The organism is Actinomadura rugatobispora (genome assembly GCF_055379765.1).
Genome location: NZ_AP029191.1, coordinates 11,152,105 through 11,172,722 on the forward strand (window position 1 = coordinate 11,152,105; position 20,618 = coordinate 11,172,722).

Here is a 20,618-nt window from a genome sequence, read left to right on the forward strand (position 1 = left end):
CGCCCGGCACGGGACGTGCGGCGTCCGGGAGCGGTGTCAGGAGCGCTCCCGGACAAGGGCGGCCAGGGTGGCGACGGCCTCGTCGATGGCGCCCGGCGGGGTCGCCGCGTAGCCCATGACCAGGCCCTGCCGGTCGCGCCGCCGGCTGTGCCAGGACAGCGGGTGCACCTTGACGCCGCGGGCCAGCGCCGCCGCGGCCAGGTCGGTGTCGCGGAGATCGCCGCCCGGGCCGCCGCCGCCGTCGAAGGTGATCATCAGGTGCAGGCCGGCGGCGGCGCCGTGCACGACCGCGCCGGGAAGGCGGGTCCCGATCGCGCGGATCATGGCGTCGCGGCGGCGTCGGTGGCGGCGGCGCAGGAACCGCAGCTGGCGCTCCAGCTCGCCGGACTCCATGAGGCGGGCCAGCACCAGCTGGGGCAGCGCGGCGTTGCCGAGGTCGGCGAAGCGCTTGGCGTCCACGAGCGCGTCCCGGTGGGCCGGGGGCCCGACGATCCAGCCCACGCGCAGCGCGGGGGCCAGGAGCTTGGAGACGCTGCCCGCGTAGCAGACGCGCTCGGGGAGCATCGCGCGCAGGGCGGGCACGGGAGGGCGGTCGTAGCGGTGCTCGGCGTCGTAGTCGTCCTCGACGACCAGTCCGCCGTCCGCGGCCCATCGCATCAGCTCGCGGCGCCGCTCACCGCCGAGCACGACGCCGGTCGGGAACTGGTGGGCGGGGGTGACGAGCACGGCGGGGGCGCCCTGGGCGCGCAGCTCGTCGACGCGTACGCCGTCGCCGTCGACGGGCACGGGCGGGGTGCGCAGGCCCCAGTGCTCGAGGTGCTGGCGGGCGCCGAGCGAGCCCGGGTCCTCCATGGCCACCTCGTGGATGCCCGCGTCGCGGAAGACCTGCGCGAACAGGCCGAGCGCCTGGGCGGTGCCGGAGACGACCAGGATCTCGCCCGGGTCGGCGGTGATGCCGCGGTTGCGGGCCAGCCAGCCGGAGACGGCCCGGCGCAGTTCCAGGGTGCCGCGCGGGTCGCCGTAGCCGAAGCCGGAGGCGGCCAGGTCGCCGATGACGGCGCGTTCGGCGCGCAGCCAGGCCGCGCGGGGGAAGGCGCCCAGGTCGGGCAGTCCGGGCGACAGGTCGATCCGGGCGGGTGCCTCGCGGAGCGCGTCGTAGACGTCGGCCCCGGGCTCGGCGTCGAACAGAGCTCCGGGTGCGCGCGAGGAGACGGCCCGGCGCGGACGGCGGCGGGGAGGCGGTGACTGGGGCGGCCACGATGATGGTTCCGCGGCGGCCCTGCCCGGCGGCGTGTCCGTCCTCGATGAGGCGCTGGTACGCCTCGGTGACCACGCCGCGCGAGACCCGCAGCTCCGCGGCCAGGACGCGGGTCGCCGGGAGCCTGCTGCCGACCGGCAGGCGGCCGTCGGACACGGCCGCGCGCAACCGCTCGGCCAGCCAGTCCGACAGCCCGCCCGGCGGAGCCTCGCCGATGTCGAGCTGGAGGAAGTCCGAACCCGCCGAGGAAAACCGGCCGGCGGCGTTATGGACTGGTCGGGCATGGCCTGATTGGACCTGTTCACGCGGTCCATTGTGGCGGCACCGTGAAACGCATGAACGCGACGACGTCCCCGGCTCCCTACGTCCACGGCTACTCCGAGCACGAGGCGCGGCGCCTCGGCGACCAGGCCGACACGCTGGCGGAACTGCTGCACGCGGGCACCGGCTACCCGGCCGGGAGCCGCGTGCTGGAGGCCGGATGCGGGGTGGGCGCCCAGACGGTGCACCTGGTGGCGTCGAGTCCGGGCGCCCGCCTGGTGTCGGTGGACGTCTCCGGCGCGTCGCTCGCGCAGGCCCGCGAACGGGTGCGGGCCCAGTCCCCCGGTGCCGACGTGCAGTGGCACCGCGCCGACCTGTTCGACCTGCCGTTCGCGGACGCCTCGTTCAACCACCTCTTCGTGTGCTTCGTGCTGGAGCACCTGCGGGACCCGCTGAAGGCGCTCACCGCACTGCGGCGGGTCCTGAGACCGGGCGGGACGATCACGGTGATCGAGGGCGACCACGGTTCGGCGTTCTTCCACCCCGACAGCGCCCGCGCCCGCGCCGCGATCGGGCATCTGGTGCGGCTGCAGGCGGGCGCGGGCGGGGACGCGCTGATCGGCCGGCGGCTGCATCCGCTCCTGGACGCCGCCGGCTACGGCCACGTCACCGTGCGCCCCAGGACCGTCTACGCCGACCGCACCCGGCCCGCGCTGGCCGAGGGCTTCACCCGCGCCACCTTCACCGCCATGGTCGAGGCCGTGGGCGAGAAGGCCGTCGCGGCCGGTCTCACCACCCGCGCCGACTGGGACCAGGGCATCGCCGACCTGCACCGGACGGCCGAAGGCGACGGCACCTTCCACTACACCTTCTTCAAGGCCGTCGCAGTGAGGCCATGACCGGTGAGGCCGTGGCCGGTGGAGCCGTATGCGCTGAGGCGCGAGAACCCCGGGCCCCGCCGCCGGGCCGGGTTGGGGACCGGCCCGGAGGCGGGTGTACCAGACGGCGGCCAAGAGCACTGTGACCGACATCCGTTACAGCGCCGGGGCGACCCGAGATGTCACCCGCCGATCTCAGCGGGTGGCCGCCCGCGGGCTCAGAGGACGATGTTGGCGATCCGGCCGGGGACGATGACCAGGCGGCGGACGGCGCGGCCGTCGGTGTGCGCGGCGAAGTCGGCGTGCCCGGTCAGGAGGCGTTCGATCTGCTCGCGTTCCGCGTCGGCGGGGACCTCCAGGGTGAAGCGGGTCCGGCCGTTGATCTGGACCGGGATCGTGACGACCCGCTCGGCGGCCAGGGACGCCTCGGCCTCCGGGAACGGCGCCCAGGCGAGCGACTCCCGGTGGCCGAGACGGCTCCACAGCTCCTCGGCAATGTGCGGGACCAGCGGCGCCGCCATCAGCACGAGGGCCTCGGCGAGCTCGCGCGGCACTCTCTCCAGCCTGGCGGCGTGGGTGTTCAGCTCCATCAGCCGCGTGATGGCGGTGTTGTAGCGCAGCTCGTCGAAGTGCTCGCGGACGGCGGCGATGGTCTGGTGCAGCCTGCGGAGCGTGTCGGCGTCGGGCGGCGTGTCGGCGACGCGCGGCAGGCCGGTGTGCTCGTCGACGACGTTGCGCCACAGCCGCTGCAGGAAGCGGTGGACGCCCATGATGTCGTCGGTGCGCCACGGCCGGTCGGTGTCCAGCGGGCCCATCGCCATCTCGTGCAGGCGGAGGGTGTCTGCGCCGTAGCGCTCGTACAGCTCGTCTGGGCTGACGCCGTTCTTGCGGCTCTTGCCCATCCGGCCCGCGCGGCGGGTCACCGGGCGTCCCTGGTGGGTGCACGAGCCGTCGTCCGCCTGGACGACCTCGGCGGCGGGGATGTACATGCCGCGATCGTCGGTGAAGGCGTCGGCCAGGACGTACCCCTGGTTGAAAATGCGCGCGAACGGTTCCTTGGTGGAGACGTGGCCGAGGTCGAACAGGACCTTGTGCCAGAACCGCGCGTAGAGCAGGTGCAGGACCGCGTGCTCCGCGCCCCCCACGTACAGGTCCACTCCCCCGGGGCCTGCGGGGTCGAGCGGGGACATCCAGTAGCCCTCCACCTCGGGGTCCACGAACGCCGTGTCGTTGGTGGGGTCGAGGTAGCGCAGGTAGTACCAGCAGGATCCCGCCCACTGCGGCATGGTGTTCAGCTCGCGGCGGTACCGCTTGGGGCCTTCGCCCAGGTCGAGTTCGACGGTCGCCCATTCCTTGGCACGGGCCAGGGGTGGTACGGGCGGACTGGAGTCGTCCTGCTGCGGTTCAGGGCGGAAGTCGGTCATCTCGGGGAGTTGCAGGGGCAGCATGCTCTCGGGCAGGGCGATGGGCATTCCGTGCTCGTCGTACACGATCGGGAACGGCTCGCCCCAGTACCGCTGGCGCGAGAACAGCCAGTCGCGCAGACGGTAGGAGCGGACTCCTTCGCCTATGCCGTGCCGTTCCAGCCATGCGATGGCGTCGGTGACGCCTTGCCATTCGGCCGTGGGCCCTGATTCGAGGCGGACGGGCAGGCCGAACTCGTCGGCGAACTCCCGGTCGCGCTGGTCATGGTCGGGGACGGCCATGATCGCGCCCGTTCCGTATCCCGGGAGCACGTAGTCGGCCAGGAAGACCGGCATCGGGGTTCCGGTGACGGGGTTGACGGCGTGGGCGCCGGTGAACACTCCGGTCTTGTCCGTGCTGTCGGACGTGCGCTGCCGGTCGCTGAGACGCTCCACCGTTTCCCGGTACGCGGCGACGGCATCACGCGGCGTCCATTCCCTTTTTCCGGCGCGGCCCCGTGGGTGGCGCCACGCCTCCGGGGTGCCCTCGGGCCAGGGCCCGGCGACGAGCCGTTCCACCATGGGGTGCTCGGGGGCCAGGACCACGTAGGTGGCGGCGGGCAGGGTGTCGGGGCGGGTGGTGAAGACCTCGATGCCCGGTCCGGACGCGTCGCCGGCGACCGCCAGGGTGATGTGCGCCCCGTCGCTGGCGCCGATCCAGTTGCGCTGCATCCGCTTGAGCGAGGCGGGCCAGTCGAGGTCGTCCAGGTCGTCGATCAGCCGCTGGGCGAGCGCGGTGATCCGCAGCATCCACTGGCGCAGCGGCCTGCGGTAGACGGGGTGGTTGCCGACGTCGCTGCGGCCCTCGGCGGTGACCTCCTCGTTGGCCAGGACGGTGCCCAGGCCGGGGCACCAGTTGACCGGCTCCTCGGCGACGTAGGCCAGCCGGCGGGCGTCCACGGCGCGGCGGCGCTCCACCGCGGTCAGCTCCCCCCAGCTCCGGCCGCCGGGGACGGGCCGGGCGCCGCTCTCGAACTCGGCGACCAGGTCCTCGATCGGGCGGGCGCGGCCGGTGCGCTCGTCCACCCAGGCGCCGAAGAGCCGCAGGAAGATCCACTGGGTCCAGCGGTAGAACGGGACGTCGCTGGTGGCGATCCCGCGGCGCCGGTCGTGGCCCAGGCCCAGCCGCCGCAGCTGGCGGCGCATGGCGGCGATGTTGGCCGCGGTCGTCTCGCGCGGGTGGCGGCCGGTGTCGATGGCGTACTGCTCGGCGGGCAGCCCGAACGCGTCGTACCCGAAGGTGTGCAGGACGTGGTCGCCGGCCATGCGCCGGTAGCGGGCGTACACGTCGGTGCCGATGTAGCCGAGCGGATGGCCGACGTGCAGCCCGGCGCCGCTGGGATAGGGGAACATGTCGAGGACGTAGAACGGGCGCCGGCCCGCCATCCGGTCGAATCCGCGGGCGAGCGGCCCGGCGGGGTTGGGCGAGCCGAAGGTGCCCTCGCGTTCCCAGTGTTCCTGCCAGTTCAGTTCGATCTCGTTCGCCGTCCGCGCGTCGTAGCGGAAGGGCGGCCGGTCGTTTCCAGTGTCGGTCTTCTCGTTCATCATCCTCGTCACCGCGGGTTCGCCTGGGCCGGGAAATGAAAAAGCCCCTCAGTGCATGAGGGGCGGCCGCGCTGACAGCTGTTCAGCGTGTCAACGCGGCTCGAGAAGAAGAAGGCTCTGTGGGAAGGCCATGGCGCGAGAGTACATCACCAAGGCCCTATTGGTCGCGGGGCGGCCGCCGCGGACAGAGGGCGGCCGCCCCGGACGGTGGTCAGCGGCCGATGGGGGGCTGGTGGCGCAGCAGGGCCGCGGCGAGCGCCGCCAGGGCCAGGACCAGGACGGTGCTGATCAGGGCCGTGACGCCCAGCCCGCTCATGAACGCCTCCTTGGCGTTGTCCAGCAGTTGCCCGGCCAGCGGGGAGGGGAGCCCTTCGGCGGCGGTCACGGCGCCGCCGACCGATTCGCGCGCGGCCGTCTCCGCCTCGGGCGGTGCCTCCGCCGGGACGTCGAGCAGGGCCCGGTAGGCGGCTGTCCCGGCGCTGCCCAGCACGGCGACGCCCAGCGCGATGCCGAACTCGCCGGAGGTCTCGGCGACGGCCGACGCCGCTCCGGCCTTCTCCTGGGGCGCCGATCCGACGATCAGGCCGATGCCCAGCGCGCCGACGGGGGCGGTGCCGAGGAAGCCGACGGTCATCCCGCTGATGAGCGCGGCGGGCCCGTCGGCCGCGGCCATCAGCAGGAACCCGGCGGCGGCGGTCACCAGTCCGGCGGCGATCAGCGTGCCGGGACGGATCCGCCGCGCCGCCAGCGGGCTCAGCAGGGATCCGGCGACCAGCGCCAGCGTGGGCAGGGCCAGCCACAGCCCGGAGCGCAGCGGTGACAGGCCCTCGACCGACTGCAGGTACTGGCTGGCGAACAGGTAGACGCCGCCTTGGACGACCATTCCGAACAGGACGATCACGAGCGCGGCGCTGAACGAGCGCCGCCGGAACAGGCGCAGGTCCAGCAGCGGGTGGGGCACGGTCCGCTGGCGCCGGACGAACAGCGTCCCGAACAGGGCCCCGGCGGCGAGCGCGGCGTAGGCGAGGGGCTGGGCGGGGTCCTTGGCGATCTCCTTGAGCCCGTAGATGAACGGGAGGATGGCCAGCAGGGACAGCGCGACGCCGGGCGGGTCGACGCGGCCGGCGCCGGGGTCGCGGCTCTCGGGCAGCAGCAGCGGCGCGGTGATCAGCAGGAGCAGCATGACGGGCACGCCGATGAGGAAGACCGAGCCCCACCAGAAGCTCTCCAGCAGCGCGCCGCCGACGATCGGGCCCAGCGCCGCGCCGCCCATGAAGCAGCCGGTGAACACGCCGATGGCCAGGGTGCGCTGGCGCTCGTCGCGGAACATGGTGCTGATCAGGGCGAGGGCGGAGGGCATCAGGGTGGCGCCGGTGACGCCCAGCAGCACCCGCGCGGCGATCAGGGCCTCGGCGGTGGGGGCGTAGGCGGCCAGCGCGGAGGCCGCGCCGAAGGCGGCGGCGCCGGTCACCAGCAGCCGGCGGCGGCCGATCCGGTCGCCGAGGGTGCCCATGGTCACCAGGAACCCGGCCATCATGAACCCGTACACGTCCATGATCCACAGCAGTTGGGTGGGGCCCGGTCTCAGGTCCTCGCCCAGGTGCGGCAGGGCCAGGAAGAGCACGGTGTTGTCCAGGGACAGCAGCAGGGTGGGCAGGGCCAGCACGGCCAGGCCCGCCCATTCCCGGGCCCCGGCCCGCGCGGCCTTCCCCGAGGCCGGCCCGGAGCCGGGGCCGTGGCCCGGTTGGGGCGCGACGGTTGCGGACATCGTGGGTTCGCCTCTCTCCAAAGGGTCGGTCATGCGGCGGCCGGGACGTCCCGTCCGCCGCATGACCACCCTGGGGCGGGGGTGTTATGACGGGATTCGGACGCGGTTATGGCCGGGCTAGTGTTGGGGCATGCGTTTCGGGGTGCTCGGCCCGCTGGAGGTGTGGACCGGTTGCGGGCGCGCGGTCCGCGTCCCCGAGCTGAAGGTCCGGATGCTGCTGGCGGCGCTGCTGGCGGCCGAGGGCCGGCCGGTCTCCCCCGGCCGGCTGATCGAGGACCTGTGGGCCGCGGAGCCTCCGGGCAAGCCGGCCGGTGCGCTGCGGGTGAAGGTCTCGCAGCTGCGGCGGGCGATGGAGGAGGCCGAGCCGGGCGGGCGCGGGCTGGTGGAGTCGGGTCCTGCGGGCTACCTGCTCAAGGCCGGGGACGTCGACGCGCGAAGCTTCCAGGACCTCACGGCCAGGGCGCGCCGCGCCGGTGACCCTGCCGCCAGGGCGGCCCTCCTGAACGACGCCCTCGCCCTGTGGCGCGGCCCCGCGTTCGCCGACTTCGGCGAGGACGCTTTCGCCCGCGCCGCCGTCACCCGCCTGGAAGAGGAGCGCCTGACCGCGCTGGAGGAGCTGGCCGAGGCGCGCCTGGCGCTGGGCGAGCACCACGCGCTCATCGCCGAGCTCAGCGCGCTGGCCGAACGCCATCCGCTGCGCGAACGCACCCAGGCGGGCCTGATGCGGGCGCTGTACCGGGCCGGGCGGCAGCACGACGCCCTGGAGGGGTACCGCCGCCTGCGCGTCCGGCTGCGGGACGAGCTCGGCTTGGATCCCAGCCCCGAGCTGGACGCCCTCCATCAGGCGATCCTGCGGCAGGACCCGGCGCTGCGGGCGCCCGCCGTCCCGCCCGTCCGGCCGCCCGCGAACCTGCCCGTTCCTCCCGACGACCTGATCGGGCGGGACGCGGAGGCGGGCGAGGTCGTCGAGGCGCTGGCGGGCGCGTTCCGGCTGGTGACGCTCACCGGTCCGGGCGGGGTGGGCAAGACGCGGCTCGCGCTGGAGGCCGCGGCCCGTGCGCGCGACTCCTTCCCCGACGGGACCTTCTGGGTGGAGCTGTCCGGCCTGCCCCGCGACACCGCCTCCCCCGAGGGCGTCGCCGAGGCGGTGGCCGCCGCGATGGGCGTCCGCGACGACGACGCCGGCCGCGCCCTGGAGGAGCTGGCCGGGCGGCGGGCGCTGCTGGTCCTGGACAATTGCGAGCATGTGATCGAGCCGGTGGCCAAGCTGGCCGACGGGCTGCTGCGGTCGGCGCCGGGCGTGCGGATCCTGGCCACGGCGCGCGAGCCGCTGGGGTTGTCGGGCGAGTTGCTGCGGGTCGTCCCGCCGCTGGAGGCGCCCGCGGGCGGCGACCGCGATCCGGAGGCGCTGCGCCGTGCCGCCTCGGTGCGCCTGTTCGAGGCGCGCGCCTCGGCGGCCGCGCCCGGTTTCGCCCTTGACCTCGGGAACGCGGCGGCCGTCGCCGCCATCTGCCGCCGCCTGGACGGGATCCCGCTGGCCCTGGAGCTGGCGGCCGCGCGGGTGCGGGCCCTGGGCGCCGTGCAGCTGGCCGCCCGCCTGGACGACCGGTTCCGGTTGCTGGGCACGGGCCGGCGCGGCGTCCCGGAGCGGCAGCGGACGCTGCGCGCCGCGATCGACTGGAGCTGGGAGCCGCTGGACGGCGTCGAGCGCGCCGTGCTGCGCCGGCTGTCGGTGCACGCGGCCGGCTGCACACTGGAGGCCGCCGAGGAGACCTGCTCGGGCGACGGCGTCGAGCAGGCCGAGGTGGTGGACGCGATCGCCCGGCTGGTGGACCGCTCGCTGGTCGTCATGGCCGACGGCCCCGGCGGGCCCCGGTACCGGCTCCTGGAGTCGGTGGCGGCCTACGCCCTGGAGCGGCTCGGCGAGGCGGGCGAGCGCGAGCGCGTCCAGCACCGCCACGACGTGTACTACACCCTGGTCGCCGAGTGCGCCGAGGCGTTCCGGGAGGGGCACGCCCGGCGGCGCTGGCTGGCGCGGCTGGACGCCGACACCGCCAACCTGCGCGCCGCGCTGGAGAGCGCGACCCGGCGCGGCCAAGGCGACCTGGCGCTGCGGCTGACGCGGGCGCTGGCCTGGTACTGGATCGAGCGCGGCCGGCCGGGCGAGGCGGGCCGGTCCCTGTGGGCCGCCCTGACCGAGTCGGCCGACGCGCACCGTCTCGACGGCCTGGCCGCCGCCCTCAGGGAACTGGCCCCCGACCCCGGTTGAAACGGGGCCGGGCGAGCGGGCCGAGATCTTTTCGCGAAAGGATGTCGAGAACGGGCGGGGCGCTTCGACCTGCAGGTGAGAGGCCCCCGCGAGGGGGGCCGTGAGGTGAGGAGCACCCGATGAAGTACCTGCTGATGATCCACATGAACGACGAGGCCTGGGAGCGCCTGTCGGAGGCCGAGCGCAACGAGATCATGAATGCGCACGAGGGGTTCCAGAAGATGCTCCGCGAGTCCGGCGAGATGGTCGTCACCCACGCGCTGGCCAATCCGTCCACCAGCGCGATCGTCCGGGTCAAGGACGGCGTGCCGGCGGTGACCGACGGGCCGTTCGCCGAGGCCAAGGAGTACCTGGCGGGCTACTACGTGGTCGACTGCGAGAGCCGGGAGCGGGCGCTGGAGATCGCGGCGCACATGCCCGAGTCCCGGTTCCTGGGCGTGGAGGTGCGGCCGATCATGTACAGCGCGGGGATGGAGATGTGAGCGTGGACGGCACGCCCTCCCGGACGGACGCCGGGCCGGACGCCGGTGTCGAGGAGCTGCTGCGGGCGCTGGCCCCGGGGGTCCTGGGCGTCCTGGCCCGGCGCCACGGCGACTTCGGCGCCGCCGAGGACGCGGTGCAGGAGGCGCTGCTGGCCGCCGCCGTGCAGTGGCCCCGGGAGGGCGTGCCGGACAACCCGCGCGGCTGGCTGGTCACCGTCGCCGCCCGCCGGATGGCCGACCAGGTGCGCAGCGAGCAGGCGCGGCGGCGGCGCGAGGTGGCCGACGCCGTCGCCCGCCCCGCCGACGACCTGCTGGCACCGGCCGCCGACGCCGCTCCGGCCGCGGCCGAGCGGGACGACACGCTGACCCTGCTGTTCCTGTGCTGCCATCCGGCGCTGTCGGGGGCCTCGCAGGTGGCGCTGACGCTGCGCGCTGTGGGCGGCCTGACGACGGCGCAGATCGCGCACGCGTTCCTGGTGCCGGAGGCGACCATGGCGCAGCGGATCAGCCGGGCCAAGCAGAAGATCAAGGCGGCCGGGGCGGTGTTCGCGCCGCCGCCGCGGGCCGAGCGGGGCGAGCGGCTGGCCGCGGTCCTGCACGTGCTGTATCTGATCTTCAACGAGGGCTACACGGCCACGGCCGGTCCCGATCTGGCGCGCGGGGAGCTGAGCGGGGAGGCGATCCGGCTGGCCCGGGCGGTGCGGGCGATGCTGCCGGACGACGGGGAGGTCGCCGGGCTGCTGGCGCTGATGCTGCTGACCGACGCGCGCCGTCCCGCCCGCACGGGGCCGGGCGGGGAGCTGGTCCCGCTCGCCGAGCAGGACCGCGGGCGCTGGGACCGGGCCGCGATCGCCGAGGGCGTGGCGCTGGTGTCGGAGGCCCTCCCGCAGGGGCCGGTGGGGCCGTACCAGCTGCAGGCGGCGATCGCGGCCGTGCACGCCGAGGCGGAGCGGGCCGAGGACACCGACTGGACGCAGATCCTCGGCCTGTACGGGCTGCTGGCCAAGGTCGCGCCCAATCCGATGGTCTCCCTCAACCACGCGGTGGCGGTGGCGATGGTGAAGGGGCCGCGGGCCGGGCTCGGCCTGCTGGAGGGGTTGCGGTCGGACGAGCGGCTGGCGCGGCATCACCGGCTGGACGCCGTCCGGGGGCATCTGCTGGAGATGGCGGGCGAGGCCGAGGCCGCCCGCGAGTCCTACCGGACGGCCGCGCGCCGTACCGCCAGCCTTCCCGAGCGCCGCTACCTGGAGGCGAAGGCCGACCATGTTCGCTGAGGCGAAGGCCGACCATGTTCGCTGAGGCGAAGGCCGACCATGTTCGCTGAGGCGAAGGCCGACCATGTTCGCTGAGGCGAAGGCCGACCATGTTCGCTGAGGCGAAGGCCGACCATGTTCGCTGAGGCGAAGGCCGACCATGTTCGCTGAGGCGAAGGCCGACCATGTTCGCTGAGGCGAAGGCCGACCATGTTCGCTGAGGCGAAGGCCGACCATGTTCGCTGAGGCGAAGGCCGACCATGTTCGCTGAGGCGAAGGCCGACCATGTTCGCTGAGGCGAAGGCCGACCATGTTCGCTGAGGCGAAGGCCGACCATGTTCGCTGAGGCGAAGGCCGACCACGTCCGCTGAGGCCAAGGCGGACGAGGTCTGGGGCGGGTTCAGGCGAACGTGGCCTCCAGCCACGCCTGCCAGGCGGTCTCGAGCCGTTCGCCGTCCACGTCGTCGGTGTAGTCGTGGTACTCGACGACGACGTGGCCGAGGTGGCCGAGGAGGAGCATGTAGAGGCCGGCGCCGGTGCGTGCGCCCATGAAGCCGTGGTCGGCCCATTCCAGGACGCCCTCGGACGGCGGCAGCCCCTCGATCGAGACGCGGACGGGGTCGCCCGGGCTGATCTCGCCCCGCAGGCCGAACGCGTCCTTGAACGCCGCCCACGCCCGTGCGGGGCCGGTGACCCGGGACCCGGGGGCGAACAGGTTGTAGGTGGAGGTGCGGCCCGGGAAGTGCTCGAGGTAGGCGGCGAGTTTGCGCAGGTACATGCGGTCGCCGACGCTGAGGGCGTCGTACTCGGCCTCCCAGTCGTCGCCCAGGAAGCCGTTGTGGACCAGGCGCAGCACGGTGCTGCCGCCCTCGCGCCCCTCGATGAGGTACTCGAAGGCCATGAACGTGCCGTCGGGGTTCTGGTCGGAGGCATAGCCGAAGCGCCGTCCCGGCTCGTAGGCGGTGACGGTGCCGAGGTGGGCGAGGCCGCCCATGGTCATGCGGGTCCGTCCGCCCTCGCGGCCCTCGATCTCGTTGCGGCCCATGAACCAGGAGTCGATGCCGGGGCCGGTGGAGATGGCCTCCCACACCTGCTCGGGGGTGGCGTCGATCTCGATCGACTCGCGCACCTCGAACTCGTGCGTCAAGTCAGCGCTCCTCGCCGGCGGCGGGCTCGGGCGCCGGTCGCGGTTCCGGTTCGGGCGGGGGGCGGAGGCTGGGGTGGACGGCGACGACCACGCGGTGGGGGCGGCCGCGTTCGGCGGTCTCGTCGTGGTACTTGGCGACCAGGGCGGTGACGGAGGAGGCCAGTTCCTCGGCGAAGGCGGCGCGGTCGGCGGCGGAGGCGAACCGCACCTCGCCCTCGATGGCGAAGGTGGCCAGGGGCTTGCCGGCGCGGTCGGCGCCGGTGATGAGCGCGCCGACGTCGCGGACGAGCCGGGCGGCCAGGGCGAGCAGCCAGCGGGCCGACAGCCGGTCGGGCGAGCGGCCGGGGTCGGGCTGCACGGCGCCCAGCGCGGTGGGCGAGATCACGAAGGATGCGGCGGTGGCGCGCATCATCCGCTCGTTGACGTTGCCCTTGCGGCGCTCCTCGACCAGTTCGACCAGTCCGTGCCGTTCCAGCGTCTTGAGGTGGTAGTTCACCTTCTGGCGGGCCAGGCCGACCCGGCCGGCGAGCATGGCGGCCGAGGCGGGCCCGGCCGACAGCTCGGCCAGCAGCCGGGCCCGGACCGGGTCCAGCGTCGCCTCGGCGGCGGCCGGGTCCTCGATCACCGCTACCTCGATCATGACGCCATCCTCCTCGCCGACAACTTTTCTAGTCAAGGGCGGTCGGGGGCGCCGGCGAGGTAGCGGTACAGGTGGCCGGAGCCGTCGAGCATCTGGGTGGCGCGGTGGGTGATCGCCTCCCGGCGCTCGGCGATGGCGGCGCGCAGGGCCTCGCTGCCGCCGGTGCGGCGCAGGCCGTCCAGCACGGCGCCGATCCGCTCCAGCGGGTAGCGGCCCTGGCGCAGCAGGTGGATCATCTGCGCGTCGCGGATCTCGGCCGGGCCGAAGACCCGGTAGCCGGTGACCGGCTCCCGCCTGGGGGTCAGCAGCCCGGCCGACTCCCACACCCGCAGCGCCGAGGTGCGCACGCCCAGCCGGGCCGCGACCTCGCCGATGCGCAGGTCCGAGCGCGCGGGACCGGGCGGGCCGGGGTCCTGCCGGGCGACCGCCTCCAGCGCCTCGCCCATCGACCGGAGGGCGAGCCGCTGCTCGTGCAGGGCGGCGTGGGCCGCGTCCACCAGGGCCAGGGCCTGCGGCGCGTCGCCGGCGTGCGCGGCCCGCATGATCTCTGCCGAGGCCGTCCGGCCGTAGCCCCGCTCCAGGGCGCGGAAGGTGATCAGGGCGTGCCGGTGCCGCTCGTCGAACGTGCGGTATCCGGAGGGGGTGCGCGGGGCCGGGGGCAGGATCCCCTCGTCGAGGTAGTTGCGGATCTGCTGGGTGGAGACGCCGGCCGTGCGGGCCAGGTCGACGGGGCGGAGCGCCCTGCGGCCCCTGTCCTTGCGGCCGGTCATCGCAGGACGAAGACGCCCGCAGCGGCGGCCAGTTCCAGGGCGTCGGTGTCGAGCCCGTCGGGGCCGCCCCGGCGCCGGTGGACGGTCGTCTTGTGTGCGCCCGAGCGGGCGGCGACGCGGAAACCGTGCTCGGCCGGCTCGTCCAGGATCGCGGCTCTGGCTTTGGGTGCGTCGGTTTCCGAAGTGGTCACGCCCAGACGATATTCGGTTGCCGCCTCCGGACGCGGACCGTTACAACGGTCGGCATGTTGCGCAAGTACCCCCGGACCCGGCATGTCGAGGGTTCCCGGCTGCAGGCCGGCGACCACGACCTGTCCGCGGTTCCCTTCCGGGAGATCGCCGGGCGGTACCTGGTGGTGGAGGAGAAGCTGGACGGCGCCAACTGCGGCATCAGCTTCACCTCGGCCGGGGAACTGCGGCTGCAGAGCCGCGGCCACTTCCTCACCGGCGGGCCCCGCGAGCGGCATTTCGCGCCGCTCAAGGCGTGGGCGGCGGCCGTCCAGCACGTGCTGTGGCCGCGGTTGGGCGACCGCTACGTGATGTACGGCGAGTGGCTGTACGCCAAGCACACGATGTTCTACGACGCCCTCCCCCACTACTTCTGCGAGTTCGACGTGCTCGACCGGCGGGAGGGGACGTTCCTGTCCACCCGGCGGCGCCGCGACCTGCTGGAGGGGGCGCCGGTGGTACCGGTCCCGGTCCTGTACGAGGGGGAATTGGACGGCCTGGGGGCGCTCACCGCACTGGCGGGGCCGTCCACGTGCCGTACCGCGCGCTGGCGTGAGGCGCTGCGCGAGGCGGCGGCCGGGGGCGGCGCCGATCCCGATCGGGTGGCCGCCGAGACCGACCGTGCCGAGGAGATGGAGGGCCTCTACATCAAGGTCGAGGAGGGCGGGCTGACGGTGGACCGGCTCAAGTGGGTGCGGCCGAGTTTCCTGAACGCGATCCTCGACTCGGGCACGCATTGGCTGGACCGGCCGATCGTCGCCAACGGCCTGGCCGACCCGGAGGTGCTGTATGCGGGTGTTTGAGGAGCTGTGCCCGGCGCCGCCGCACTGGCGGGTGCCGTGGCCGGAGATCCGCGAGGCGTTCGCGTGGGTGCGGGCGCTGGCGGGCGTGCCGCAGGACGCGGTGCACCATGCCGAGGGCGACGCCGAGGTGCACACGCGGATGGCGTGCGAGGCGCTGGCCGGGATGCGGCGCTGGCGGGAGCGTCCGGCCGATGAGCGGGTGCGGCTGTTCACGACCGTGCTGATGCACGACATCGCCAAGCCGTACTGCACGAAGGTGGAGGACGACGGCCGGATCACCGCGCACGGCCATTCCCGCCGCGGCGATCTGATGGTGCGGCGGATCCTGTGGGAGCTGGGCGCGCCGGTCGCCTGGCGCGAGCACGTGGCCGCGCTGGTGCGCCACCACCAGGTGCCGTTCTGGGCGCTGGAGCGTCCCGACCTGGAGCGGATCGCGTTCCGGGTGAGCCTGCTGGCGCGCAACGACGACCTGGTGATGCTGGCGGGCGCCGACATCTTGGGGCGGGTCTGCGGCGACGCCGCGGAGCTGCTGGAGAACGTGGCGCTGTACGGGGAGTACTGCGCCGAGATGGACTGCCTGGACGCGCCGCGCCGGTTCCCCTCCGACCACGCAAGGTTCTGGTATTTCCGCAGGCCGGGACGTGATCCGGACTATGCCGCCCATGACGACACGCGGCTGACGGTCACGGTGCTGTCGGGCCTGCCGGGGGTGGGCAAGGACCACTGGATCGCCGAGCACCGGCCGGATCTGCCGGTGGTGAGCCTGGACGGGATCCGCGAGGAGCTGGGGGTGGCGCCGTCGGGCGACCAGCGTCCGGTGGCGGCGGCCGCGCACGAGCGGGCGCGCGAACATCTGCGGGCGGGACGCTCGTTCGTGTGGAACGCCACCAACGTCTCCAGGATGCTGCGCGAGCAGTGCACCGGGCTGGTCGCCGACTACCGGGGCCGGGTGGAGCTGGTGGCGCTGGAGGCCCCGCCGGAGGTGATCGCGCGGCGCAACCGGGCGCGTCCCTCCCCCGTCCCGGACGCGGTGATCGACCGTCTGGTGCGGCGCTGGGAGACCCCGGACCCGACCGAGGGGCACCAGGTGCGGTGGCTGTCCACCGCCTGACCGGCGCGCTGACCGGGTCGGGGACGATGGCCTCGGCCGCGACATCGTGCCGGCGCAGGCGGCCCCGAGGCTAGGCTGATGTGGATGAGTACCCCCTTGGCGGTCCTGCCCCGCGCAGCCGTCCTGGCGGGCTGATCGCCATGGCGACGCGGCCTGAGCCGCGCGCGTCGGCCGTGGCTCCCGGGCCCGCGCGCCTGGACGCAACCGCCATGGCGGCGCTCGTGCTGCGGCGCGAGGTGTCGGCCGTGGAGCTGGTGACCGCCGCTCTGGCACGGCTGGAGGCGGTCGACGCGCGGCTGCGCGCCTTCACCCGGACGTGGCCGGAGCGGGCCCTGGAGTCGGCGCGGGCGGTCGACCGTTCGGTGGCGCGCGGCGCGCGGCCGCCGCTGGCCGGGGTGCCGATCGGTGTGAAGGCCTGGGCGCGTTCGCAGGCCGCGCAGACGGGGCGGCTCGAGCGGGCGGGCTGCGTCGTGCTGGGGTCGACGTCCGTGCCGCTCGGGCACACCGACTGGCAGACCTGGGGTCATACCGACCGCGGCCCGACGGTCAACCCCTGGCGGTCCGACCGCACGCCCGGCGGGTCGTCGGCGGGCTCGGCCGCCGCGGTGGCGGCGGGAATCGTGCCGCTGGCCACGGGCAGCGACGGTGCCGGCTCGCTGCGGATCCCGGCGGCGTGGTGCGGGGTGGTCGGGCTCAAGCCCACCAACCGGCGGCTGCCCGCCGCGGACCGCGCGGGCCTGGCGGCCCTGGGCGCGGTGACCGGCACCGTGCGGGACGCGGCGCTGCACCTGTCGGTGATGCTCGACGAGGATTTCGGGGTTCCCGGCGGCGGGCGTCCGGTGCGCGCCGTCTGGTCGGCGTCGCTGGGATTCGCCGGGGTGGACGCGGAGCAGGCGGCGATCGCCCGTGCCGCGGTGGGGCGGCTGGAGGAGGCAGGGGCGATCACACTGCGGCCGCGGGATGTGCGGCTGCTGAACCCCGAGCCGGTGTGGCGGTCGCTGCGGGCGGGCGAGGCGGATCCCGACGCGCGGAGCGTCCGGGAAGCCAACGACGAGGGGCTGGCGGCACTGTTCGGGGAGGCGGAGGTGCTGCTGACGCCGGCCACGCCGACGCCTCCGCACGGTCACCAGGGCCCGGGCGAGGCGATGACGGTGGACCTGACGTGGGCGTTCAACGTCAGCGGGCATCCGGCCGTCAGCGTCCCGGCGGGCCTGAGCGCCGCCGGGCTGCCGGTGGGGCTGCAGGCCGTGGCCGCGCACGGCGGCGAGGCGCTGCTGCTGCGGGTGGCCGCCGCCCTGGAGGCGGTGGCGCCCGCGCCGCGCCCGCCGCTGTGACCGCGGCCCGGACGCCCGCAGGCGTCCGAGCCGTTCCTCGACCGCCCGCCTCCCTCATGGGGGTGAGCGCCTTGCCTTGGTGGACGGCCCGCGCCGGCTGGCTCCAGGCCACCGGGAGCGCGACCCCGTTGATGACGGGCCGGGCACCGCAAGTCACAGCCGCGACCTCCATCGGCGGGCTGGGCATGTCGCCGATCAGGTGCAGCGCGGACGGCGTCTGAGACCTCGGTGCGGGCGGTCAGGTGGGGTCGGTGACGAGGTCGTGGACGAGGGAGCGGTACTCGTCCTTCATGGGCAGTTCGCGTTCGACGCGGACGCGGCGGCGAGTGGTGGTGACGTCGACTCCGCGCTTGGGGTCGTGGCCGGTCTTCTCGTAGGTCTCCCACCACAGGCCGACGCCGCGGCGCTGCCAGGCGGGCAGTTCGTTGAAGTTGACGCCGCGCGCGTAGAGCAGTTCGTTCTTGGCGGCGACGCCGGTGCGTTCGAGGCGGCGCGTGGCCTGCCGGGCGGTGCTGCCCTCGTGCCGCAGCGTCCAGTAGCACCAGCCGTTGAGCGCGCAGCGGGCGGCGTCGGCCTGGCGCCAGGACAGGTAGTCGACGACGTCGGCCGTGCCGGCGCCCATCCAGACGCGGGCGTCGAAGACGGCGGGCTCGCCGGCGGCGTGGGTGAAGGCGGCCGAGGCGATCCCGGCCGACAGCGAGACCAGCTTCTCCACCTCGCGGCCGAACAGGTCGAAGGAGGGGTCCAGGACGACGGAGATCTCGTCGCTCTCGGTGTAGGCGTAGCGGCCGGACAGCTCGGTGAGCAGGGCCTGCGCGGCGGTGGCCATCAGTTCCGAGAAGCGCCGGTCGAAGGGCTTGTCGAAGCGCCGCTCGGTGTAGCGGGAGAAGCCGCGGCCGTCCACGCGCACGATCGCCCACGCGCCCGGCAGGAGCGTCTGGGAGTGGAACCACTCCCGCTCGCGCATCCGCGACTCAAGGTCCCTCAGCCGCACGTCCGGTCCCTTCCTCTCTGGCGGGGGCGCGGTCGACGGCCGTGACGTCGAAGCCCCCCGTTCCGTCGAGCCGCACGGAGCGCAGCGCGTCGAACCCGTCGGCGTGCCGCGGCTCGCGCAGTCGCTTGAGGGTGGCATAGATGCCGACGTCGGGCACGCGGTTTTCGCGCGGGCGGGCGGCGTTGCGCGCGACGGCGGCGGGCACGTCCGGCGGGAACCAGTAGCCGGTGATCCGGGCGCCGTGGCGGCGGCCGGTCTCGATGAGGGGGCGCCACTCCTCGGGCGAGGGGTTGGTGTTGTCGACGGCCACGTTCCGGCCCGCCTCCAGCGCCTCGGCGATCTGGCGCAGCTGGCGGGCCTGCTTGCGGCGCGAGGAGCGGCCGAACAGGTCCTTGCTGACGTGGACGTGCGTGTCCGACAGGTGCCGCCGGTAGAAGGTGGTCTTCCCCGAGGCCTGCAGGCCGATCAGGATCGCCAGTTCCATCCCTCTCCCCCGTTCCCTTCCCTGCCCGGTCTCAGCGGTCGGCGCTGGCGCGCAGGGAGTCGGCCAGGTCGCGGACGGCCTCGCGCAGTTCGTCGGGGCGGTGGACGGTGAAGGGGCGGCCGAGCCCGGCGAGCATCTGCGCCATGCCGCGCAGGCTGTCGGCGCGCGCGGTCACCAGCACGCCGCCCTCGCTCTCGCGCAGCGTGGCGGCCGAGGCGGGCAGGGCGCGCCGGGCCTGGGCGAGGGTGGCCTCCACCCACACCTCGACCTCGTGGGTGTAGGGGACGGCGGCCAGCGAGCGGGTCACGTGCTGGACGGGGTCGATGTCCTCGGGCATCCGGTAGGTGTCGCGGCCGAGTTCGGCGGACCGTACGCGGTCGACGCGGAAGGTGCGGACCTGGCCGCTGGCGTGGTCGTGGCCGGTGACGTACCAGCGGCCGGAGTGGAAGACCAGGCCGTAGGGGTCCAGGTCGCGTTCGCTGGTGGACTCGCGCCAGGAGCGGTAGCCGATCCGCACGCGCCGCCGGGCGCGGGCGGCCTCGGCGAGGGTGAGGAGGGCGGCGGTGGCGGGGGCGGTGCCGTCGCGTGCGGCGAGGGTGAAGCCGAGGGTCTCCTCCAGGGCCTGGACGCGTCCGGCCAGGGCGGCGGGCAGCACGCGCCGGACCTTGGCCAGGGCGCTTTCGGTGGCGCGGGCGGGCAGGCCCAGGCGCCGTCCGGCCAGCAGGCCCAGGACGACGGCGGTGGCCTCGTCGTCGGTGAGCATGAGCGGCGGCAGCTTGTAGCCGGGCATGAGGCGGTAGCCGCCGTGGCGGCCGCGTTCGGCGACGACGGGGACGCCGAGGTCCTCCAGGCGGGCGGCGTAGCGGCGGACGGTGCGCTCGTCGACCTCCAGGCGGCGGGCCAGTTCGGCGCCGCCCATCCGCTGGTTGGCCTGGAGCAGTTCGAGCATGGTCAGGATGCGGGTGGTGGGATGTGACACGGGTCACGCTCTTAATCCGGGCGGTTTCTGTCCGGTATTGATTCTACGGTGTTGTCATCGCAGGTGAGAGAGGGAGTGCGTGATGACGACGTTCGTGCTGGTCCCCGGTTTCTGGCTCGGCGGCTGGGCGTGGGACGAGGTGGCCGCGGCGCTGCGGGAGGCGGGCCACCGGGTGTACGCGGTGACGCTGACGGGCCTGGCCGAGCGGGCGGGTGAGGCCTCGCCGGAGGTGGACGTGCGGACCCACGTCGACGACATCGTCGGGCTGATCGAGGGCGAGGACCTGCGGGAGGTGGTCCTGGTCGGGCACAGCGGCGCGAACATGCCGGTGACGGGCGCGGCCGACCGGATCCCCGGGCGGCTGGCCCGGGTGGTGTACGTGGACTCGGGGCCGCTGCCCTCGGGCATGGCGCAGATCGACTTCAACGATCCGGGCGAGCGCACGGAGGTGGAGAAGCGGGTGGCCGAGGAGGGCGAGGGGTGGCGGATCCCGCCGCCGCCGTTCGACCCGGCCGCCGAGCCGGAGGCGCTGGCGGGGCTGGACGAGGCGATGTTGGCGCGGTTGCGCGAGCGGGCGACGCCCGAGCCGCTGGGCGCGGCGACGTGGCCGCTGGTGCGGCCGGAGAGGGTTCCGGCCACGCCCAAGACGATGATTGCCTGCACCGTCCCGCTGGCGGCGGTGCGGCAGATGGTCGACGGCGGCGCTCCGGTGTTCGCGATGCTGGCGGGCCCGGAGTGGACCTTCCACGAGCTGCCCACCGGGCACTGGCCGATGCTGTCGCGGCCCGCCGAGCTGGCGGCGCTGCTGGGCGGCCTGTGAGCGGGGCGCGGTGCCGTTCCGCGCCGCGGCGTTGCGGGCCTTGCCGTCCCGGGCCGCTGGTCCCGGCGCGCCGTCCGCCCGGGGCGGCGGGCGGGCGGCGGTCCGGGGGGCGTTGAGGGGGCGCCGCCGGG

At 74.6% G+C, this 20,618-nt stretch carries 18 protein-coding genes and 1 pseudogene; 8 read left to right on the forward strand and 11 right to left on the reverse strand.

All coding sequences use genetic code 11. The features are described from left to right. Positions 1–36 precede the first annotated feature (36 nt). Together ACZ466_RS50000 and ACZ466_RS50005 are read right to left on the reverse strand one after the other, a co-directional pair. Positions 37–1,188 (reverse strand): aminotransferase-like domain-containing protein, encoded by a 1,152-nt coding sequence (locus ACZ466_RS50000; RefSeq protein WP_378283784.1) that lies wholly within the window; start codon positions 1,186–1,188, stop codon positions 37–39. A gap of 130 nt (positions 1,189–1,318) precedes the next feature. After that, positions 1,319–1,414: pseudogene (locus ACZ466_RS50005) on the reverse strand (GntR family transcriptional regulator); the annotation flags it as partial. 179 nt (positions 1,415–1,593) lie between these two features. Between ACZ466_RS50005 and ACZ466_RS50010 the strand changes: the two are divergent. Beyond that, a complete protein-coding gene (locus ACZ466_RS50010; RefSeq protein WP_378283770.1) occupies positions 1,594–2,418 on the forward strand; it encodes a methyltransferase domain-containing protein in 825 nt (274 codons plus the stop codon). A gap of 197 nt (positions 2,419–2,615) precedes the next feature. On the opposite strand, the gene ACZ466_RS50015 is transcribed toward ACZ466_RS50010, so the two are convergent. Both ACZ466_RS50015 and ACZ466_RS50020 read right to left on the reverse strand, forming a co-directional pair. Continuing rightward, positions 2,616–5,408 carry a leucine--tRNA ligase gene (locus tag ACZ466_RS50015; protein WP_378283771.1) on the reverse strand — a complete coding sequence of 931 codons (2,793 nt, stop codon included), beginning with the start codon at positions 5,406–5,408 and terminating at the stop codon, positions 2,616–2,618. Positions 5,409–5,616: 208 nt separating this feature from the next. After that, entirely contained in the window at positions 5,617–7,173 is a 1,557-nt protein-coding gene (locus tag ACZ466_RS50020) for an MFS transporter (protein ID WP_378283772.1), read from the reverse strand. Positions 7,174–7,303: 130 nt separating this feature from the next. Between ACZ466_RS50020 and ACZ466_RS50025 the strand changes: the two genes are divergently transcribed. The 3 genes from ACZ466_RS50025 (at position 7,304) to ACZ466_RS50035 (ending at position 11,198) form a co-directional block, all read left to right on the forward strand. After that, the gene (locus ACZ466_RS50025) at positions 7,304–9,442 is read left to right on the forward strand and encodes an ATP-binding protein (protein WP_378283773.1); all 2,139 of its coding nucleotides are present in this window, start codon (positions 7,304–7,306) and stop codon (positions 9,440–9,442) included. A 119-nt stretch (positions 9,443–9,561) separates the two neighbouring features. Continuing rightward, entirely contained in the window at positions 9,562–9,924 is a 363-nt protein-coding gene (locus ACZ466_RS50030) for a YciI family protein (RefSeq protein ID WP_378283774.1), read from the forward strand. 2 nt (positions 9,925–9,926) lie between these two features. Further along, positions 9,927–11,198, forward strand: coding sequence for an RNA polymerase sigma factor (locus ACZ466_RS50035; RefSeq protein WP_378283775.1), 1,272 nt, complete (start codon positions 9,927–9,929; stop codon positions 11,196–11,198). 379 nt (positions 11,199–11,577) lie between these two features. Here the strand turns inward: ACZ466_RS50035 and ACZ466_RS50040 are convergent, their stop codons facing one another. Genes ACZ466_RS50040 through ACZ466_RS50055 form a run of 4 tightly spaced genes read right to left on the reverse strand, consistent with a single transcriptional unit; the run spans position 11,578 to position 13,925 of the window. Then, entirely contained in the window at positions 11,578–12,324 is a 747-nt protein-coding gene (locus tag ACZ466_RS50040; protein WP_378281028.1) for an SRPBCC family protein, read from the reverse strand. A 1-nt stretch (position 12,325) separates the two neighbouring features. Beyond that, a complete protein-coding gene (locus tag ACZ466_RS50045) occupies positions 12,326–12,964 on the reverse strand; it encodes an ArsR/SmtB family transcription factor (RefSeq protein ID WP_378281029.1) in 639 nt (212 codons plus the stop codon). A 32-nt stretch (positions 12,965–12,996) separates the two neighbouring features. After that, positions 12,997–13,734, reverse strand: a complete 738-nt coding sequence (locus ACZ466_RS50050; RefSeq protein WP_378281030.1) for a MerR family transcriptional regulator — start codon at positions 13,732–13,734, stop codon at positions 12,997–12,999. After that, complete coding sequence (locus ACZ466_RS50055; RefSeq protein WP_378281031.1) at positions 13,731–13,925, reverse strand: hypothetical protein; 195 nt, start codon at positions 13,923–13,925, stop codon at positions 13,731–13,733. Before ACZ466_RS50055 ends, ACZ466_RS50050 begins: the two co-directional genes overlap by 4 nt. A 54-nt stretch (positions 13,926–13,979) precedes the next feature. On the opposite strand from ACZ466_RS50055, the gene ACZ466_RS50060 reads away from it, so the two are divergent. From ACZ466_RS50060 to ACZ466_RS50070, 3 genes are all read left to right on the forward strand, one after another. Continuing rightward, a complete protein-coding gene (locus ACZ466_RS50060; RefSeq protein WP_378281032.1) occupies positions 13,980–14,765 on the forward strand; it encodes an RNA ligase family protein in 786 nt (261 codons plus the stop codon). Next, on the forward strand, positions 14,752–15,876 hold the full coding sequence (locus tag ACZ466_RS50065) for an AAA family ATPase (RefSeq protein ID WP_378281033.1): 1,125 nt from the start codon (positions 14,752–14,754) through the stop codon (positions 15,874–15,876). The genes ACZ466_RS50060 and ACZ466_RS50065 overlap by 14 nt, the downstream gene beginning before the upstream one ends. 209 nt (positions 15,877–16,085) lie before the next feature. Further along, positions 16,086–17,210, forward strand: a complete 1,125-nt coding sequence (locus ACZ466_RS50070; RefSeq protein WP_378281034.1) for an amidase — start codon at positions 16,086–16,088, stop codon at positions 17,208–17,210. Positions 17,211–17,448: 238 nt separating this feature from the next. On the opposite strand, the gene ACZ466_RS50075 is transcribed toward ACZ466_RS50070, so the two are convergent. From ACZ466_RS50075 to ACZ466_RS50085, 3 genes are read right to left on the reverse strand one after another with little or no spacing between them, the layout of a single operon-like run. Beyond that, positions 17,449–18,204 carry a tRNA(His) guanylyltransferase Thg1 family protein gene (locus ACZ466_RS50075; protein ID WP_378281035.1) on the reverse strand — a complete coding sequence of 252 codons (756 nt, stop codon included), beginning with the start codon at positions 18,202–18,204 and terminating at the stop codon, positions 17,449–17,451. Further along, on the reverse strand, positions 18,185–18,688 hold the full coding sequence (locus ACZ466_RS50080) for an AAA family ATPase (protein ID WP_378281036.1): 504 nt from the start codon (positions 18,686–18,688) through the stop codon (positions 18,185–18,187). Before ACZ466_RS50080 ends, ACZ466_RS50075 begins: the two co-directional genes overlap by 20 nt. Before the next feature lie 31 nt (positions 18,689–18,719). Beyond that, on the reverse strand, positions 18,720–19,667 hold the full coding sequence (locus ACZ466_RS50085) for a helix-turn-helix transcriptional regulator (RefSeq protein WP_378281037.1): 948 nt from the start codon (positions 19,665–19,667) through the stop codon (positions 18,720–18,722). 82 nt (positions 19,668–19,749) lie between these two features. Here ACZ466_RS50085 and ACZ466_RS50090 point away from each other — a divergent pair, with 82 nt between their 5' ends. Continuing rightward, entirely contained in the window at positions 19,750–20,487 is a 738-nt protein-coding gene (locus ACZ466_RS50090; protein ID WP_378281038.1) for an alpha/beta fold hydrolase, read from the forward strand. The last annotated feature ends 131 nt before the right edge of the window (positions 20,488–20,618 follow it).

Bases quoted from the DNA above. Each gene is read 5' to 3' on its own strand.
- ACZ466_RS50010 (WP_378283770.1), top strand. From the start codon at position 1,594: ATGAACGCGACGACGTCCCCGGCTCCCTACGTCCACGGCTACTCCGAG.
- ACZ466_RS50015 (WP_378283771.1), bottom strand. From the start codon at position 5,408: ATGATGAACGAGAAGACCGACACTGGAAACGACCGGCCGCCCTTCCGC.
- ACZ466_RS50020 (WP_378283772.1), bottom strand. From the start codon at position 7,173: ATGTCCGCAACCGTCGCGCCCCAACCGGGCCACGGCCCCGGCTCCGGG.
- ACZ466_RS50025 (WP_378283773.1), top strand. From the start codon at position 7,304: ATGCGTTTCGGGGTGCTCGGCCCGCTGGAGGTGTGGACCGGTTGCGGG.
- ACZ466_RS50030 (WP_378283774.1), top strand. From the start codon at position 9,562: ATGAAGTACCTGCTGATGATCCACATGAACGACGAGGCCTGGGAGCGC.
- ACZ466_RS50045 (WP_378281029.1), bottom strand. From the start codon at position 12,964: ATGATCGAGGTAGCGGTGATCGAGGACCCGGCCGCCGCCGAGGCGACG.
- ACZ466_RS50050 (WP_378281030.1), bottom strand. From the start codon at position 13,734: ATGACCGGCCGCAAGGACAGGGGCCGCAGGGCGCTCCGCCCCGTCGAC.
- ACZ466_RS50060 (WP_378281032.1), top strand. From the start codon at position 13,980: ATGTTGCGCAAGTACCCCCGGACCCGGCATGTCGAGGGTTCCCGGCTG.
- ACZ466_RS50065 (WP_378281033.1), top strand. From the start codon at position 14,752: ATGCGGGTGTTTGAGGAGCTGTGCCCGGCGCCGCCGCACTGGCGGGTG.
- ACZ466_RS50070 (WP_378281034.1), top strand. From the start codon at position 16,086: ATGGCGGCGCTCGTGCTGCGGCGCGAGGTGTCGGCCGTGGAGCTGGTG.
- ACZ466_RS50080 (WP_378281036.1), bottom strand. From the start codon at position 18,688: ATGGAACTGGCGATCCTGATCGGCCTGCAGGCCTCGGGGAAGACCACC.
- ACZ466_RS50090 (WP_378281038.1), top strand. From the start codon at position 19,750: ATGACGACGTTCGTGCTGGTCCCCGGTTTCTGGCTCGGCGGCTGGGCG.